Source organism: Streptomyces sp. NPDC024632 (assembly GCF_055559175.1).
The window spans coordinates 666,395-682,302 of the sequence record NZ_JBVHLD010000001.1; the positions used below are offsets into that span (position 1 = coordinate 666,395).

Consider the following 15,908-nt stretch of genomic DNA (forward strand, 5'->3'; position numbering starts at 1 on the left):
GGACCCGATGGAAGAGCAGGCGGAACAGCAGTACGACGAAGCCGCAGAGGGCGGCGACCCGGACGCGATGATCCAGTTGGGCTGGCTGTTCCAGAAGCGGGAGAACCGCTCAGAAGCCGAGCGGTGGTTTCGGCGAGCAGCCGAAGCCGGGCATGCAGAGGGCATGTTCCGCTTCGGAGGGATCCTCCAGGAGCGCGGGGAGTCCGCGGAAGCGGAGCGTTGGAGCCGTCAGGCCGCTGACGCGGGGAACGTGCCCGCGATGGGCAACGTGGGATCCGCGCTGGAGCAGCGCGGTGAACTCGCGGACGCCCAGGACTGGTACCGCAAGGGGGCGGATCGTGGTGACGTCTTCTCCATGTGGCGCGGTGGACTGCTGCTGGAGCAGAGCGGCCGTCTCGACGACGCGCGAGAGTGGCTGCGCAGAGCGGCGGGTTCTGACGACGCGGGCCAGGTTCTGGCGCGGTGCGACGCGATGAGGGATCTCGCGCGCATCGCGGTACAGAGCGGTGACTCGGCGGAGGCGGAGCGGCTTCTGCGGGAAGGCGCCGGGGCTTTGGCGAAGGCGGACGACCTGCCCGAGAAGCAGGGGCGCACGCTCATGGCCGATCTGCTCACCCTGCTCGCCTCGCTGCTGTGTGAGCGCGGTGAGTTGGCCGAGGCCGAGAAGTTCCTGCGGTGGGCCGCCGGCGAGGGACACGTCCCCGCGATGCTCAGCCTCGGGAACGTGTTCGATCAGCAGGAACGGCTCGTCGAGGCCGAGGAGTGGTACCGGCGAGGGGCTGAGACCGGTCACCTCCGCTCGGCGCTGATGCTGGCGTCGCTGCTGGCGGAGCAGCAGCGGCCGGCCGAGGCGGAACCGTGGTTCCGGCACGCGGCAGAGGAGGGAGTGCCGACGGCGATGCACTTCCTGGGCACCCTGCTGGAACAGCGAGGCGACGTGGCCGAGGCGGAACAGTGGTACAGGGAGGCGAGCGAAGCCAGGATCGACGATTCGATGCCACGGCTGGCCTATCTGCTCGAAAAGCGCGGTGCCACGGCCGACGCGCTTTTCTGGTACCGGAAGTCCGCTGCCACCGGGAACACCTTGGCCATGGTCAAGGCGGGGTCGCTGGCGAGGCAGCAGGGCGACGTGGACGAGGCCGATCGGTGGTACGAGCGAGCCGCCCAGGCCGGTAACGAATTCGGCATGTACCTCGTGGCCAACCTGCGCATGAATCGGGGCGAGTTGGAGGATGCCGAGATGTGGCTCCGCCGGGGATCCGCCGTCGGCAACGGCAGTTGTATGGCGATGCTCGGTATTCTCCTGGCCACGCAGGGGGACGTGGTCGCCGGGGAGCGGTGGTGCAGAAAAGCGGTCGACGCCGGAGTACCCAATGCCGTGACAGATCTCAAGGCCGTACTGGAAGCACAGCACGGGCCCGGGAATTGAACCGCGGAAGTCCTCAACAGGGGACGCCCTGGAGGGGAGAGCGATGCAGGCGTACATACGGCTGACCGGTGAAACGGCCCGGGCGGAACTGACAGGGCTGGCCGACTGGCTGTCGCGCGAGGACGAGCTCCGGGGCTGCTCCGCGATCGAGCCGCCCGAGGCGAGCCCCGGCCACATGGGCGGGATCTCCGAAGTCCTGATCGTGGCCCTCGGCGCTCAGGGAGCCGGGACTGTCCTGGCGGCGTCGGTGTCCGTGTGGATCAGGCATCGCCGGCCCTCGGCGGACATCGAGGTGACCGGCCCCAGCGGGCAGAACGTCAAGATCTCCTTGCGCGACGTGCCGGCGGCGGATCTGGAACCCTTGCTCCGACGCGTCCTGGAGCGGTGAATGCGCCTGCCCGACCCGCTGCGGTCCCGAGCGGTGCTACTGGGTTTCGACACGTTCACCGATCCCGCGCTGACGGACCTGCCCGCCGTGACACACAACATCGACGACCTGGCCGAGGTGCTCACCAGCCCGTGGGGGACAGCCCTCCCGGACGAGCACTGCGCACGGCGCGGCAAAGCGGAGCCGACCGCCGGGCTCGCTGACGCACCATCCATCGGAGCCCGATTGGCCGCCGCCGCCGATGAGGCCGAGGACCTCCTGCTCGTTTACTACGCCGGTCACGGCCTCATCGGCCCGGACGGCGAGCTGTATCTGTCCCTGCCCGGAACCTCCAGCGAACCGGATCTGGTGGCGTGGACGGGAATACCGTTCACTCTGATACGCCGTACGCTGGCGAACGCGCGGGCGAACAACAGAGTCCTCATTCTCGACTGCTGCTTCTCCGGCCTGGCCATTGGCGCGATGGCCACGACCAGCTCCGTAGTGGCGGGCCACCTGGAGGTGGCCGGCACCTGCACCCTGACGTCCTCGCCGGCGAATCGCCCTTCCAACGCTCCTGTCGGCGCACGCCACACCGCATACACCGGCGAGTTGCTGGATCTCATGAGGCACGGGACCACCGACGCCGCAGAATTCCTCACTCTGCAGGCCATTCACGAGCACCTCGCCAGGGTTCTGCCCAGCAAGGGGCATCCGCGGCCCGAGCTGCGCAACACCCATACGGTCGGCCGTCTCGCACTGGCCAGGAACCGGGCACACTCGGGCATCTCCGATCCGGCCGCGATGGTCAAGGAGGCCACCCGACTCGAGCGGCTCGGTGACAGCGACGGCGCCGTTCACTGGTACCGCGAGGCGGCGCGCGCCGGGCGACCCGACGCGATGAGGGAACTTGGGCGGTTGCTCGAACGGGACGGGAATCGCGTAGAGGCGGGAATATGGCGGCGCAAGGCCGCCGAATCCGGGGATCCCGCCACCATGCACGAGCTGGGAGTCAGCTCATGGCACACCGGGGATCTCGCTCAGGCCGAGAGCTGGCTCAGGAAAGCCGCGGACGCCGGGCTGCCCGAAGCGGCGGAAGACCTGGAAAGGCTGCTGCGGCGTCGGAAGTAAGAGCCATCCGGTGGCGGCCCCCGCCCGCCGACCGAGCGCCGTGCCGGTCCGTGCTGGGCGACGTACGCCGTTACCTGTACGCGGTGCTGAGCTGCGCTGTCCGGTGGGGAGTCGAACCCCGCGTCGCTCTTCACGCGGACCACCGCTCAGCGCGACGCGTACGGCTTCGGCCGCCGGCGCCCCGGACGGTTCGCCGCGGCCGGGGGGAGGGATCCCCGTACAGGCCGCGACGGACCGCGGAGAACCGTCGGAGCGGGCGGCTCAGGCGGTCGGGAGGAGGGCGACGACGTCGATTTCCACGAGGATGTTCATGAGGTCGGAGCCGACGGTGGTGCGGACGGGGTAGGGGGCGGTGAAGAAGGGGCGGTAGGCGGCGTCGAAGGCGGCGAAGTCGCGGTGTAGGTGCTGGAGGTGGACCGTGACCTTGACGACGTCGTCGAGGGTGAGGCCGCGCTCGGCGAGGACGGCTGTGAGGTTGCGGAGGACCTGGCGGGTCTGGTCGCCGACGAGTTCGGGGACCTCGCCGGTGAGGGGGTCCTTGGGGCCGAAGCCGGCCGTGTAGAGGAAGCCGCCGGCGACGACGCCCTGGCTGTAGGCGCCGGCGGGCTGGGGCGCGTGGGCGGTGTGTACCGATTCCTTGGTCATCCGGTCAGATCCCCGTCCCGCTCGTTGGCCTCGGCGAAGTGGCGCAGCTTGTCCTCGTCCACGCTGACTCCCAGGCCGGGCCCTGTGGGTACTCGCAGACGGCCGTCCGCGAGGTGCAGCGGCTCGATGATGTCATCGGCGTGCAGGTAGTACATGCTGTCGATCGCGCGGGAGAGCACGGGCGTGCTGGAGACGACCGCGAGATGCGCGGCCGTGGCGATGCCCAGCTCACCGCCGCTGTGCAGGTTCATGCCGAGCCCGAACGTCTCGCAGTGGGCGGCGAGCGCCTTGGTGGCGGCGATACCGCCCCACTTGTAGACGTCGCCGTGGATGACGTCGACCGCGTTGAGCCGCATCGCGGGGGCGAAGTCCTCGAACCGTACGACGCACATGTTGGTGCACAGCGGTATCCGGACCTTCGCCTTCACCTGGCTCATGCCCTCGATGCCGACGCAGGGGTCCTCCAGGTATTCGAGGTCCAGCTCCTCGAGGGCGATCCCGGCGCGTACCGAGTCCGGTACGGACCAGGCCGCGTTCGGGTCCACCCGCAGATTGATGCCGGGCAGGGCGGTGCGCAGCGCCCGCAGGATGGCCACGTCGCCCGCGACATCGGTGGTGCCCTTGAGTTTGACGGCGCTGAAGCCGCCCTCCTCGACCACCCGCGTCGCGTGCTCGGCGAGCTGTCCCGGCAGGGCGGCGGGGCTCGCGCCGGGCGCGTCGGCGCGGGTCACCAGGGCGGTGATCGGCACCTCGTCGCGTACGGGACCGCCCAGCAGGTCGGTGAGCGACTGGCCGGTGGCCTGGCCCATGGCGTCCCAGCAGGCCACGTCGAGGGCGGCGATCGCCGCGTACCCGAGGTAGCCGTGGAAGAAGGGCACCATGTGCTGCTTGCGGTGGAAGCTCTCCAGGGCGAACGGGCTGGTGCCGATCAGATCGTCGGCCATCGCCCGGACGATCGCCGCGACGGGCCGGCCCCACATCGTCTCGCCCCAGCCCTCGACACCGTCGTCGGTGCGGATCCGCACGACCGTCCTGGTCTCCCCGGTCTTGGTCTCGAAGGAGCTGGTGAACGGGTTGAGCAGGGGCAGATTGACCACCCATACGTCGACGTCAGTGATCTTCATTCTTCTCCTCAGCTCGGATGGTGGCCGCGTCGGGGACAGCGGTGGCCGCGTCGGCCCTAGGTACGGTGACCGCGTCAAAAGGCCCCGCGGTCGCCGCGTCAAAAACCCCCGCCGTCGCCTCGTCAAAAGCCCTGATCGCCCGCGCGAGCCCCACCGCCCGGTCGGCCAGCAGCCGGCGCCCGGCCCCCGCGTCCGCGCCGGAGGCGTCGTCGGTCGATCCGCCGACTCGCGCCCACTCGCCGTGGCGCTCCACGGTCAGGCCCGGATACGGCGGGTTGTCGAAGAGCGGCGGCGGATCGACCGGGGCTCGGGCGGCGACCGGGGTACGGACGAGCTCCGGGTGGGCGGCGAGCATCAGGGAGGTCTCGAACCAGCCCGCGTGCCCCGGAGTCACCTCGGGCCTGCCCCCGTCGGGCTCGCCGTCACCGGACGTGACCGTCCAGTACGAGCAGGCCGCGACGGTGACGTCGGCGCGCAGCGCGAAGCGCTTCACGGCCAGCCGCATGATCTCGTCGTTGCCGCCGTGCCCGTTGACGACCATGATCCGCCGGTAACCGCTGGTCACCAGGGAGTCCAGGACGTCGTCGAGTACGGCGCCGAGCGTGGCGGCGGACAGCGAGACGGCGGCGGCGAACAGGTGGTGCGGGCTGTGGCCGAACGGGAGGGCGGGCAGCCGTACGAGCTCCGAGGGCGTCGGCTCCCGGTCGAGCAGCGCGGCGGCGGCGTCGAGGACGGCCTCGGCGAGGAGCGTGTCGGTGCCCATCGGCAGGTGGGCGGCGTGCTGCTCCTGCGATCCGATGGGCAGCAGGGCGATTCCGGTCGCCCCGGCCCCGCGGACTTCGCGCCAGGTCAGCCGGGTCAGATCTCTCACAGCGCTACCTCCCGGAAACCGTGTCGTGGCAGAGTCGGCGCATGGTCCATGAAGGTTCTCCGTTGCGGCTGGTGCCCGAGCCCGCGCCGGGGACGGTCGCGCCCCGGCCGCCGCGGACGCTCGGAGCTGTCGAACTGGTGCCCGGACGGGTCCGGGCGGCGGTGCTGACGATGTCCGGCGCGGTGCTGCGCCGGGCCGAGGCGTCGTACGACGCCGCCACGGCCCTGCCCGCCGACATCGACGCGGCGCTCGCGCTGGCCGCCGAGGTCTTCGCCGGGTACGAACCGGTCGGGGTCGGCGTGGCGGCGGCCGGGATCGTCGATCCCGGCGCCGGTCTGATCACCGAGGTCAACGACGTACCGGCGCTGCACGGCTATCCGGTGACCGCCCGGCTCGCGGCGCTGACCGGCGCCCCGGTACGGGTCGAGCACCGGGCCAGGCTCCAGGTGCTCGGCGACCGGTGGTTCGGCGCCGGGCGTGGCCGCCGTACGTTCGCGTCGGTGTCCACCGGTGAGGTGCTGGGCGTCGGCATCCTGTACGACGGCCAGGTGCTGGCCCCGGCCGGCGGGCGCAGCGGCGCCCATATGACGGTGTCGGCCAGCGGCGAGGCGTGCACCTGCGGCGGGCGCGGCTGCTGGAAGACGGTGGCCACCACTCGCTGGCTGCGCGAGCGCGCGCGGGCGGCCGGGCTCGGCGACGGCGCCACCCTCGCCGCGCTGGTGGAGCGCGACGACGAGGCGGCCCGCCGGACGGTCGAGGAGTACGCGGAGAACGTCGCCCTGGGGCTGATCAACGTCCAGCACTTGTTCGCGCCCGGGCTGTTCGTCCTGCACGGCGAGGCGCGCGAGGGCGGTGAACGGTTCCGGACGCTGATCGAGGAACGGCTGCGCTCCGACGTCGCCTCGGCCGGAGCCTCCGCGGGGGCCGAGCTGCCGCAGGTGCTGGTGAGCGGCGCGGCCGTGGACGATGTGGCGCTGCTGGGCGGCGCGGGGCTGGTGCTCTCCCACCTCTAGGCCCGGCCCCGTCGCCGAACCCGCCTCCGGACGCACCACACGCCGCACCTCAGGTCCCGCTTCGGACCCCACCTCTAGACCGCCTCCGTACGGGGGCGGGACCGCGTACGGCGGGCGCGGCGCGGGTCGGGTACGGGCACGGCGTCCAGCAGCTGCCGGGTGTACGGGTGCTGCGGATCGCCGAAGACATCGGCCGCGGCGCCGACCTCCACCAGCTTGCCGTGCCGCATGACGGCGACCCGGTCGGCCACCTGCCGGACGACGGCGAGGTTGTGCGAGACGAAGACATAGGTGAGGCCGAGGCGCTGTTGCAGCTCCGCCAGGAGGTCGAGCACCTGCGCCTGCACGGAGACGTCGAGCGCGCTGGTGGGTTCGTCGAGCACCACGAGCCTCGGTTCGAGGGCGAGCGCGCGGGCGATCGACACGCGCTGGCGCTGACCGCCGGAGAACTCGTGCGGGTAGCGGTCCTGGATCGTCGCGGGCAGGCCCACCGACTCCAGCAGCTCGCCCACGCGTTCGCGGGTACGTGCCCGGCCGCGTCTGCCGCGGGCGTCCGGATCGTGGGTGATCAGCGGCTCGGCGACGATGTCGGAGATCCGCATGCGCGGGTTCATGCTGGAGTACGGGTCCTGGAGGACGACCTGCATCTGGCGCCGTACGGACCGCAGTTGGGCCGGGGAGAGGGCGGCGAGATCCTGGCCGTCGAACCGGACGCTTCCGGCGGTCGGCTCCATCAGCCGGAGCAGCAGCCGGGTCAGGGTGGTCTTGCCGCAGCCCGACTCGCCCACCAGGGCGAGGGTTTCGCCCTCGGTCACGGTCAAGGAGACGTCGTCGACCGCCACATGGACCGGCCTGCCGCCGAACTCCTTGCGCAGTCCGTCGAGTTCGAGCAGCGTCATGCCGACTCCAATCGTGGGGTGGCGTCCAGCAGCCGCCGTGTGTAGTCCTCGGCGGGGTGGTCGAAGACGTCCATGACGTCCCCGCTCTCCACGACCCGGCCCGCGTTCATGACCACGACCCGGTCGGCCGTCTCCGCGACGACTCCGAGGTCGTGGGTGATCAGCACGACGGCCATGCCGTGCTGTTCCTGGAGTGCGACGAGCAGGTCGAGGATCTGCCGCTGCACGGTCACGTCGAGCGCGGTGGTCGGCTCGTCGGCGATGAGCACGCGCGGCCGTCCGACCAGCGCCGTCGCGATCATCACGCGCTGGCGCAGGCCGCCGGACATCTCGTGCGGATACTGCCGGTAGCGCCGCTCGGGGTCGGGGATGCCGACCTCGTCCAGCGCGGCGACGGCCGCCTCCTTGGCCTCGGCGCGGGAGACGCCCCTGTGGTGCCTGAGCACTTCGGCGACCTGGGCGCCGACCCGCTGGAGCGGGTCGAGGCTGGTCATCGGGTCCTGGAAGATCATGGCGATGTCGTGGCCGCGGACCGCGCGGAGTTCCTTCTCGCTCACGGCGAGCAGGTCGCGTCCCCCGAAGCGGATCTCACCGCCCGCGTACACGCACGGCGGCTCGGGGTTGAGGCGGAGTACCGACAGCGCGGTGGCCGTCTTGCCGCTGCCCGACTCCCCCACCACGGCGAGGGTTTCGCCCGCGCCGACCTGGAGGCTGACGCCCTGGACGGCGTGCACGGTGGAGCTGTCGAGCCTGAAGTCGACGCTCAGATCGGTGATGTCGAGTACGGGTTCGGGGCGGGCGGGTGCGGCCCCGGCCCGTGTCGTACGGTCGCTCGGCCTCGTAGGGTCGCTCGGCCTCGTGCGGTCGCTCGGCCTCGTGCGGTCGGTTGTCATCGGCGGTACGCCTTCGGGTCCGCGACGTCGCGCAGGGCGTCGCCGGTGATGTTGACGGCGAGCGAGGTGACCATCAGGGCGATGCCCGGGAACACCGCGACCCACCAGGAGGTGCCGAGGTAGAGCTGGCCGTCGGCGAGCATCGAGCCCCAGGTGACGGTCTCCTTGGGCACGCCGAGTCCGAGATAGCTCAGCGACGCCTCGGCGACGATGGCCGCCGCGATGTGCAGCGTGCCGATGGTGGCCAGCGGCGCCATCACGTTGGGCAGCAGGTGGCGGCGCATGATCGCGCCGTCGGTGACACCGATCGCGCGGGCCTCGGTGATGAAGTCGCGCGAGCGCAGCGACATCACCTCGGAGCGCACGACGCGGGCGTACGAGACCCAGCCGGTGAAGCCGAGCACGAGGATCACGTACCAGAGCCCGGAGCCGAGGAAACCGACGACGGCCAGGGCCAGCAGGATGGAGGGGAAGGCCAGTTGGACGTCGGCGAGCCGCATGAGCACCCGGTCGAGCCAGCCGCCGAAGTAGCCGGAGGCGAGTCCGACGGCGGTGCCGATCACTCCGGCGAGCAGCGCCGCGCCCGCGCCGACCAGCAGCGAGATCCGGGTGCCGTAGATGACGCGGGAGAGCATGTCGCGGCCGAGCTGGTCGGTGCCGAGCAGATGGGCGCCGCTGCCCCCGGACTGCCAGGCGGGCGGCTTCAGCCGGAGCAGCAGGTCCTGGGCGTTGGGGTCGTGCGGGGCGATCAGCGGTGCGAAGACCGCGAAGACCAGCATGACCGTGAGTACGGCGAGCGCGACGACGGCGAGCTTGTTGCGCAGCAGGGTCCGCAGGGCGGCGGCGCGCGGGCCGGGCCCCGCCGTCGTCGCCGGTGCGGCGACGGCCGGTGATGTGACGGTCATCGGGACGTCCTCACCCTCGGGTCGAGGAAGCTGTAGGAGAGGTCGACGAGCAGGTTCACCACGACGAAGGTGGCGGCGAAGAACAGCACGGTGGCCTGGACGAGCGGGAAGTCGCGGTGCGAGATGGCCTCGATCGTCAGCTGTCCGACGCCGGGCCAGGAGAAGACCTGTTCGGTGAGGATCGCGCCGCCCAGCAGGCTGCCGACCTCCAGGCCGACCACGGTCACCACCGGCAGCGACGCGTTGCGCAGGCCGTGGGTGAGCACGACCTTGACCGGGCCGAAGCCCTTGGCGCGGGCGGTGCGGATGTGGTCGGAGGACAGGACGTCGATCAGCGAGGAGCGCAGCAGCCGCGCGACGACGGCGACGGAGTACACGGCGAGGGTGACCGCGGGCAGCACGAGGTTGGCGAACGTGCCGTAGCCGGAGGCGGGCAGCGCGTGCAGTCCGACGGCGAAGACCAGGATCAGCAGGATGCCGACCCAGAACGGCGGGGTCGACTGGCCGAGCAGCACGCCGGTCATCACGGTGCGGTCGGAGGCCCGGCCGCGGCGCATCGCCGCGAAGATGCCCGCGGGGACCGCGACGACGAGCGTCACCACCAGTGCGGCGGCGGCCAGTTGGAGCGTGGCGGGCAGCCGGTCGGCGAGCACGGTGCGTACCGGCTCGTTGTAGAAGAGGGAGTTGCCGAAGTCCAGGCGCGGCAGCCCCCACAGGAAGTCGAGGTACTGGGTGAACAGCGGCCGGTCCAGGCCCAACGACCCGCGCAGCACGGCTTCTTGCTGGGCCGTCGCGTCGGGCGGCAGCAGCAGCTTGACGGGGTCGCCGGAGAGCCGGACGAGGAAGAACGAGACGGTCGCCGTGCAGAGCAGGACCAGCAGCGCGGTGCCGAGCCTGAGCAGGACGGTGCGCAGCAGCCGCAGTCCCGCGCGGTCGCGGGTGCGTTCCCGCGGCTCGCCGTCGGCGGCGGACGGCCGCCGCTGGAGGGAGATGTCGGTCATCGGGAGACCTCCGCGCTCGACATGTCGAGGACGCCTGCGGGGCCCGGCTTCCAACGCGGCCGTCGGTTGCGGGCGTAGATGTTGTCGAGCTGGTAGAGGAAGACGAACGGCGCTTCTTGCTGCATCAGCCGTTGCAGGTCGGCGAACGCCTGGGTGCGCTTGGCGGGATCGACGGAGAGTTCCTCGATGTCGACGAGGCGGTCCGCCTCCTTCGAGTGCCAGCGGCTCTGCCTGCGGTCGCTGCGGACGTTCGACTGGATCATGCTCTCGCCGTCCAGCGTCCAGATGGTGCTGGCGGCCAGGTACATCGGGCCGAGCGCCGAGTGGTTGGTGGAGGTGAGCCGGCTGGCGTACGTGCCGGGGTCGAGAAGGCTGACCTTGGCGCGTACACCGGCCTTGGAGAGGAGTCCGGACAGCGCCTCGGCGACGTTGGAGTCGTTGTTGGAGGCGGTGAGCGTGGTGCTGAAGCCGTGCGGGTATCCGGCGTCGGCGAGCAGCGCGCGGGCGGTCTCCACCGAGCGGGTGAACGGCTTGACCGAGGGGTCGAAGCCGAAGGCGCCGTGCGGGATCATCGCGGGCACCTCGCGCGCCTTGCCGCCGAGCACCGCCTTGATCAACAGGGGTACGTCGATGGCGTGGTTGAGGGCCTGGCGCACCCGCCGGTCGCTGAGCGGCCCCTTCTCCAGGGTGTTCAGGGACAGGTACGAGGTGCGGATGCCGGTGTAGGCGTCCAGGGTGACGCCGGGGTAGCCGTCGAGCTGCTGCGCGGCGTCGGGGGTGAGTCCGGCGACGAGGTCGACGCCGCCGCTCTGGAGGGCGGCGAGCGAGGACGAGGCGTTGGGCGCCGGGCGGAAGACCAGTTCGTCCACGTGCGGGCGGCCTGACCAGTGCTTCGGGTAGGCCCGCATGCGCAGTTCGTGGTCGCGCTGCCAACTGACGAACGTGAAGGGCCCGGTGCCGACGGGGTGGGCCGCGAAGCCCCGGTCGCCGACCTCCGCGAGGTAGCGCGGCGGCACGACGACGCCGCCGAACAGGGAGAGTTTGTCGGGCAGGATCGGGTCGTGCAGCGTGGTGTGGACGTCGACGGTGAGCGGGTCGACCACCGAGACGCTCTTCACGTACCGCAGTTCGACGATCGGTGACTTGGTCTTGGGGTCGAGCAGCCGCTCGATGGAGAACTTGACCGCCGCCGCGTCGCACACCTCGCCGTTGTGGAACGTCACGCCGGGGCGGAGCGTGAACCGCCAGGTGCGCTCGTCGCGCGCCGTCCACGTCAGCGCGAGCCGCGGGTGGAGGGTGTTGTCCTGCCCGCGGGTGGTGAGGGTGTCGAACATGTTGATCAGGGCGTTCATCGAGACCATGTCGCCCTGCTTCTGCGGGTCCATGGTCACCGGGTCCCCCGGCTGCGAGACCCGCAGGACGTTGCCCGCGCCGCTCGCCGGGTTGGCGCCGCATCCCGTCAGCAGCCCGGGCGCGGCGATGGCCGGCACGAGCAGGCCGCCGAGGCGCAGGACGTCGCGGCGGCGCGGACGGCTGCGGTCCACGGCCCGCCCTTGACGTATTCGTTCCATTGAACAACACATCCGTTCCGGCAGATGGAATGCGGTTGGGTTAAGCTAAGCGACATGTCGAAAGCGGTCAACACCCGAGCCAGCGAGCAAGAGCCCGCGAAGGGTCCCGTCGACAAGGCGATGGAGGTGCTCGAAGCGCTCGTACAGACCGGTGGCCCGCACCGGTTGGGCGATCTCGCACGACGCACAGGACTGACCAAACCGACCGTCCACCGCCATCTGAGAACGCTGGCCGAGTACGGCTTCGCCCAGCCCGCCGAGGGCGGCAGCTACCGCGCCGGACCCCGGCTGCTCGGGCTCGCCGCCGCCGCGCTGCACGACAGCCGCGACCTCGCGCTCGCCCGCCCGGTCCTGGCCGACCTGCGGCGGCGCACCGGACTGCTCGCGCAGTACGCCGTACGCCACGGCGACGAGGCCGTCCTGCTGGCGGAGTCCGCGCCCGCCAGCGAGTACCGGATGAGCGGGCGGCCGGGCGGCCGGGTCCCGCTGCACAGCAGCGGGGTGGGGCTCGCGATGCTCTCCGCGCTGCCGCCGCACGAGACGGCGGCGCTGCTGGACGCCGGGCCGCTGGCCGCGCGCACCCCGCGCACCCTCACCGAGGCCGCGGAGCTGCGCGCGCTGCTGCGGGACGCGGCGAGCACCGGTTACGCCGTGGACGACGAGTACGACGAGCCGGACGTACGGTCGGTGGCCGCGCCGGTCCTCGACGGTGAGGGGCGGGTGGTGGGCGCGATCGGCGTGCGCGGGCTGACCTTCACGCTGGACGAGCGGAGTGCGGAGATGTTCGGTCCGATGGTGCGGGCGGCGGCGCGGACGGTGTCGGGGGGGCTGGGCGGTGTGGGCGGCTCGGGGCGCGTGGGCGGCCCGGGTCGCGTGGGCGGCTCGGGCGGTGTGTCGGGCAGGGGCCCGGTCGGCGCGGCGGGAGGCATCTTGGGCAGCGTGCCCGCGACGCCGTTTCTTGTGGTGGACACCGAGGCGGGTGAGCTGGCGTGAGCGGGGTCGGGGACGAGTTCGGGGGCGGGGCTGACGCCGGAGTCGGGAGCGGGGCTGGGGTCGGGAGCGCGCTCGGGGCTGGCGTCGGGAGCGCGCTCGGGGAGATCGTCGCCGCCGGGCGTACGCGCCGCGCGTACTCGGGCGCCGCCTGGTCCGTCGGTACGGCGGCGGGTCCGCTGGACCGCGGCTGGACCGGCACCCGCGCCTGGGACGGACCCGCGCTCACCGGCAACGAATTGTGGGACCTGGCGTCGGTGACGAAACCCGTCGTCGGCCTCGCCGTGATGGCCCTGGTCGACCGCGGGGCGCTGGACCTCGCGGGCACCGTCGGACGGTATCTTCCGGCCTACCGGGGCGGCGACAAGGCGGACCTCACCGTACGGCAACTGCTCACGCACACCTCGGGGTTGCCGGGCCAGGTCCAGCTCTACCGCGAACACCCCACGCGCGAGGGCCTGTTGGAGGCGCTGCGCCTCCTGCCGCCGCGCTCGGCGCCCGACACCCGGGTCGAGTACTCCTCCCAGGGCTTCATCCTGCTCGGCCTCATCGCCGAGAGCGCGGCGGGCGAACCGCTGGACGCACTCGTGGACCAACTGGTCTGCGCGCCGCTCGGGTTGAAGGACACCGGCTTCAACCCGGACGAGGCGGGCCGCGCGCGGGCCGTCGCCACCGAGGACTGCCCCTGGCGCGGACGCGTGGTGGCGGGCGAGGTGCACGACGAGAACGCCGTGGTCATGGGCGGAGTCGGCGGCCACGCCGGGCTGTTCGCCCCTCTCGCGGACGTGGAACGGCTCGGCCGGTCGCTCGCGGGCGGCGCGCGCGAACTGCTGCGCCCCGAGACCTTCGCCGAGATGACGGCCCCCCACACCGACCACCTCGCCCTGCGCCGCGGCCTCGCCTGGCAGGGCCAGGACCCGGTCGGCTCCCCCGTAGGCCCCTCCCCCGGCCCCGACTCCTTCGGCCACACCGGCTTCACCGGCACCAGCCTCTGGATCGACCCCGCCACCGCCCGCTACGCCGTCCTCCTCACCAACCGCGTCCACCCCTCCCGCACCGCCGACGGCATCACCGCTGTCCGCCACGCCTTCCACACGGCGGCGGCCGCAATGGGGTGACGGGCCGTCAACTCCCTGCACGGCAGGCGCGATACGGACGGGCGGCGGGAAACCGACGGCCAACGGGTCCGGTCCCGGCGTCCCCTGGCGCCGCCGTCACGCGATGGCCCAAGGTGGCCCGCATGGACTGGTTGCCACTGCTCTCCACCCTGGCCGGCGCCGCGATCGGCATCGTCGCCACCCTCATAGCCGACCGGAACCGCTGGAAGCGCGAGGACGACAGAGAAGCCCTCCGGCTGCGGCTGGACATCTACACGCAGTACACCAGCACCGTGAAAGTGCTCGGCGAGACCCTGCGGGCCCTGGCCGGACGGGACCACCCCTCCGACGACGCACGGGCGTTCGCGCTGCGCGAAGCCTTCCGGGAATCAGGCATCGCCACCGCCTCGGAACGCATGTGGCTCATCGCACCCGAACCCGTCGTCAAAGCCTCCAACAACGTCTTCCACTGCCTGCGCCGCATCTGCGACGGCTACGCCGCCGGCACCGCCCTCGGCAGCACCGAAGACCGCGCCCGCTGGGAAGCACGCGGCAAAGCCGCCGCCGACATGCGCAAACTCATGCGCGAGGACCTCCGCGTCGGCCCCCTCACCGAACGCCACACCAACACCCTCGACGCCGACACCCCCGCCGCGTAGGACCCACACGTCTGTGGTCCAGGTCACACCGGGGCCGTGCAGCAGACGGGGCCGCTTCCACGTCAAGGAGGGGTGACAGGAAGGGAGGAGCGTGTGGATCTGGAACTGGCAACCGAGCGGATACCGCGTACGGAACTGAGCGGACCCGAGCCGGTGGAGAACGACTTCCACGCCTTCGTCGTCGCCCGGTCGGCCGTACTGTTCCACGGCGCGCTCGTCTTGACGGGAGACCGGCAGACGGCGGAGGACCTGGTCCAGGAGACTCTGGAACGGGCGTGCCGCAAGTGGCGCACCATCGCCGCCAAGGACTCCCCGGACGCGTACGTACGGCGGATCATGGTGAATCTGGCCAACGACAGATGGCGCAGATTCCGCCGTACGGTCCCGTATCAGGACGGCGTCGACAGGGCCGCTCCGGGGGACCAGTACGGACAGGTGGACACCCGGGACCAGTTGGTCCGCGCTCTTCAGGGTCTGCCGATGCGCATGCGGACGGTCGTGGTGCTGCGGTATTTCCACGACCTGTCGGACGCCCAGATCGCAGCCGATCTGGGGATCTCGCTGAGCACCGTACGGTCCCAGCTCACTCGCGGAATCGACAAGCTCAGAGGCCGGTTCCCCGCGCCCTCCGCCCCTTCGCCGCCGCAGCCCACGGAAGGAACACGATGACGTCATACGGTTCGCGGCCTTCCGGCTGCACGGGTTACACACCCTTCGAGCAGGAACTGGTGAACTCCATGAACGACTTCGTCAACGGCGCCGAGGCGCCGCACTTCGACACCGCGGCCATCGCGCGCGGGGCCCGTCGCAAGCGGGCCACGGCCATCGCCGGTATCGCCACCGCCCTCGTCGTGGCCGGCACCGGCACCGCCCTGGCCATCGGCACCACCGGCGGCTCGCACGACTCGCGGCCCGCCGCCCACACGTCCGCCACGACCGACAAGAACCGCACCACCGTGCAGTACGGCGAGATCCCCATCCAACTGGCGGGCTTCACGCTCGACTTGGCCAGGCCCGTCCTGGTGGACAAGGCCCAGCTCAAGATCGGCCGGGTCATCAAGACGGCCTCCCCCGGCTGCAAGCCGGGCACCGTCATCGCCGTCTCCCCGCACGCCCCGACCGTCGTCCACAAGGGCGACACCGTCAATCTGACCCTCTGCGCGGGGTGACCTGACGGATCGTCACAGGGGTGGGGGGGGGGGGGGGGGGGGGGGGGGGGGGACACGGCCCCGGTGCACAGGTGGAAGCGATCGCACGCGGGATGGGAGAAAGAGGAGGGTAAGCTGGTATGGGACAGAGGGAGGGGGGAGGTC

At 71.7% G+C, this 15,908-nt stretch carries 17 protein-coding genes; 9 read left to right on the forward strand and 8 right to left on the reverse strand.

Annotated elements, in window-relative coordinates:
- Positions 1–7 precede the first annotated feature (7 nt).
- From ACZ37P_RS02950 to ACZ37P_RS02960, 3 genes are read left to right on the forward strand one after another with little or no spacing between them, the layout of a single operon-like run.
- Positions 8–1,429: a tetratricopeptide repeat protein gene (locus ACZ37P_RS02950; RefSeq protein WP_467344503.1), complete on the forward strand. Its 1,422-nt coding sequence runs from the start codon at positions 8–10 to the stop codon at positions 1,427–1,429.
- Between the two features lie 43 nt (positions 1,430–1,472).
- On the forward strand, positions 1,473–1,817 hold the full coding sequence (locus tag ACZ37P_RS02955; RefSeq protein WP_467344504.1) for an effector-associated constant component EACC1: 345 nt from the start codon (positions 1,473–1,475) through the stop codon (positions 1,815–1,817).
- Positions 1,818–2,927, forward strand: a complete 1,110-nt coding sequence (locus tag ACZ37P_RS02960) for a caspase, EACC1-associated type (protein WP_467344506.1) — start codon at positions 1,818–1,820, stop codon at positions 2,925–2,927.
- 261 nt (positions 2,928–3,188) lie between these two features.
- Here the strand turns inward: ACZ37P_RS02960 and ACZ37P_RS02965 are convergent, their stop codons facing one another.
- From ACZ37P_RS02965 to ACZ37P_RS02975, 3 genes are read right to left on the reverse strand one after another with little or no spacing between them, the layout of a single operon-like run.
- Positions 3,189–3,572 (reverse strand): RidA family protein, encoded by a 384-nt coding sequence (locus ACZ37P_RS02965; RefSeq protein WP_467344508.1) that lies wholly within the window; start codon positions 3,570–3,572, stop codon positions 3,189–3,191.
- Positions 3,569–4,696 carry a mandelate racemase/muconate lactonizing enzyme family protein gene (locus ACZ37P_RS02970; protein WP_401718391.1) on the reverse strand — a complete coding sequence of 376 codons (1,128 nt, stop codon included), beginning with the start codon at positions 4,694–4,696 and terminating at the stop codon, positions 3,569–3,571. The genes ACZ37P_RS02965 and ACZ37P_RS02970 overlap by 4 nt, the downstream gene beginning before the upstream one ends.
- On the reverse strand, positions 4,683–5,567 hold the full coding sequence (locus ACZ37P_RS02975) for a creatininase family protein (RefSeq protein ID WP_467344511.1): 885 nt from the start codon (positions 5,565–5,567) through the stop codon (positions 4,683–4,685). Before ACZ37P_RS02975 ends, ACZ37P_RS02970 begins: the two co-directional genes overlap by 14 nt.
- A gap of 41 nt (positions 5,568–5,608) precedes the next feature.
- Between ACZ37P_RS02975 and ACZ37P_RS02980 the strand changes: the two genes are divergently transcribed.
- Positions 5,609–6,580 (forward strand): ROK family protein, encoded by a 972-nt coding sequence (locus tag ACZ37P_RS02980; protein WP_355335832.1) that lies wholly within the window; start codon positions 5,609–5,611, stop codon positions 6,578–6,580.
- Positions 6,581–6,654: 74 nt separating this feature from the next.
- Here the strand turns inward: ACZ37P_RS02980 and ACZ37P_RS02985 are convergent, their stop codons facing one another.
- Genes ACZ37P_RS02985 through ACZ37P_RS03005 form a run of 5 tightly spaced genes read right to left on the reverse strand, consistent with a single transcriptional unit; the run spans position 6,655 to position 11,849 of the window.
- Positions 6,655–7,479, reverse strand: a complete 825-nt coding sequence (locus ACZ37P_RS02985; RefSeq protein ID WP_355335829.1) for an ATP-binding cassette domain-containing protein — start codon at positions 7,477–7,479, stop codon at positions 6,655–6,657.
- Complete coding sequence (locus ACZ37P_RS02990; protein ID WP_467344513.1) at positions 7,476–8,372, reverse strand: ATP-binding cassette domain-containing protein; 897 nt, start codon at positions 8,370–8,372, stop codon at positions 7,476–7,478. The genes ACZ37P_RS02985 and ACZ37P_RS02990 overlap by 4 nt, the downstream gene beginning before the upstream one ends.
- On the reverse strand, positions 8,369–9,277 hold the full coding sequence (locus ACZ37P_RS02995) for an ABC transporter permease (protein WP_391126532.1): 909 nt from the start codon (positions 9,275–9,277) through the stop codon (positions 8,369–8,371). Before ACZ37P_RS02995 ends, ACZ37P_RS02990 begins: the two co-directional genes overlap by 4 nt.
- A complete protein-coding gene (locus tag ACZ37P_RS03000; protein ID WP_355335820.1) occupies positions 9,274–10,278 on the reverse strand; it encodes an ABC transporter permease in 1,005 nt (334 codons plus the stop codon). Before ACZ37P_RS03000 ends, ACZ37P_RS02995 begins: the two co-directional genes overlap by 4 nt.
- Positions 10,275–11,849 carry an ABC transporter substrate-binding protein gene (locus tag ACZ37P_RS03005; RefSeq protein WP_467344514.1) on the reverse strand — a complete coding sequence of 525 codons (1,575 nt, stop codon included), beginning with the start codon at positions 11,847–11,849 and terminating at the stop codon, positions 10,275–10,277. Before ACZ37P_RS03005 ends, ACZ37P_RS03000 begins: the two co-directional genes overlap by 4 nt.
- A 54-nt stretch (positions 11,850–11,903) precedes the next feature.
- Here ACZ37P_RS03005 and ACZ37P_RS03010 point away from each other — a divergent pair, with 54 nt between their 5' ends.
- The 5 genes from ACZ37P_RS03010 to ACZ37P_RS03030 all read left to right on the forward strand — a co-directional run bounded on the left by ACZ37P_RS03010 (position 11,904) and on the right by ACZ37P_RS03030 (position 15,764).
- Positions 11,904–12,842, forward strand: a complete 939-nt coding sequence (locus tag ACZ37P_RS03010) for an IclR family transcriptional regulator (protein ID WP_467344516.1) — start codon at positions 11,904–11,906, stop codon at positions 12,840–12,842.
- A gap of 104 nt (positions 12,843–12,946) precedes the next feature.
- Positions 12,947–13,957: a serine hydrolase domain-containing protein gene (locus tag ACZ37P_RS03015; protein ID WP_467344637.1), complete on the forward strand. Its 1,011-nt coding sequence runs from the start codon at positions 12,947–12,949 to the stop codon at positions 13,955–13,957.
- A 122-nt stretch (positions 13,958–14,079) separates the two neighbouring features.
- Positions 14,080–14,595: a hypothetical protein gene (locus ACZ37P_RS03020; RefSeq protein WP_467344517.1), complete on the forward strand. Its 516-nt coding sequence runs from the start codon at positions 14,080–14,082 to the stop codon at positions 14,593–14,595.
- Between the two features lie 99 nt (positions 14,596–14,694).
- Complete coding sequence (locus ACZ37P_RS03025) at positions 14,695–15,264, forward strand: SigE family RNA polymerase sigma factor (protein ID WP_355336418.1); 570 nt, start codon at positions 14,695–14,697, stop codon at positions 15,262–15,264.
- Positions 15,261–15,764, forward strand: a complete 504-nt coding sequence (locus tag ACZ37P_RS03030) for a PASTA domain-containing protein (RefSeq protein WP_467344519.1) — start codon at positions 15,261–15,263, stop codon at positions 15,762–15,764. Before ACZ37P_RS03025 ends, ACZ37P_RS03030 begins: the two co-directional genes overlap by 4 nt.
- Positions 15,765–15,908 lie beyond the last annotated feature (144 nt).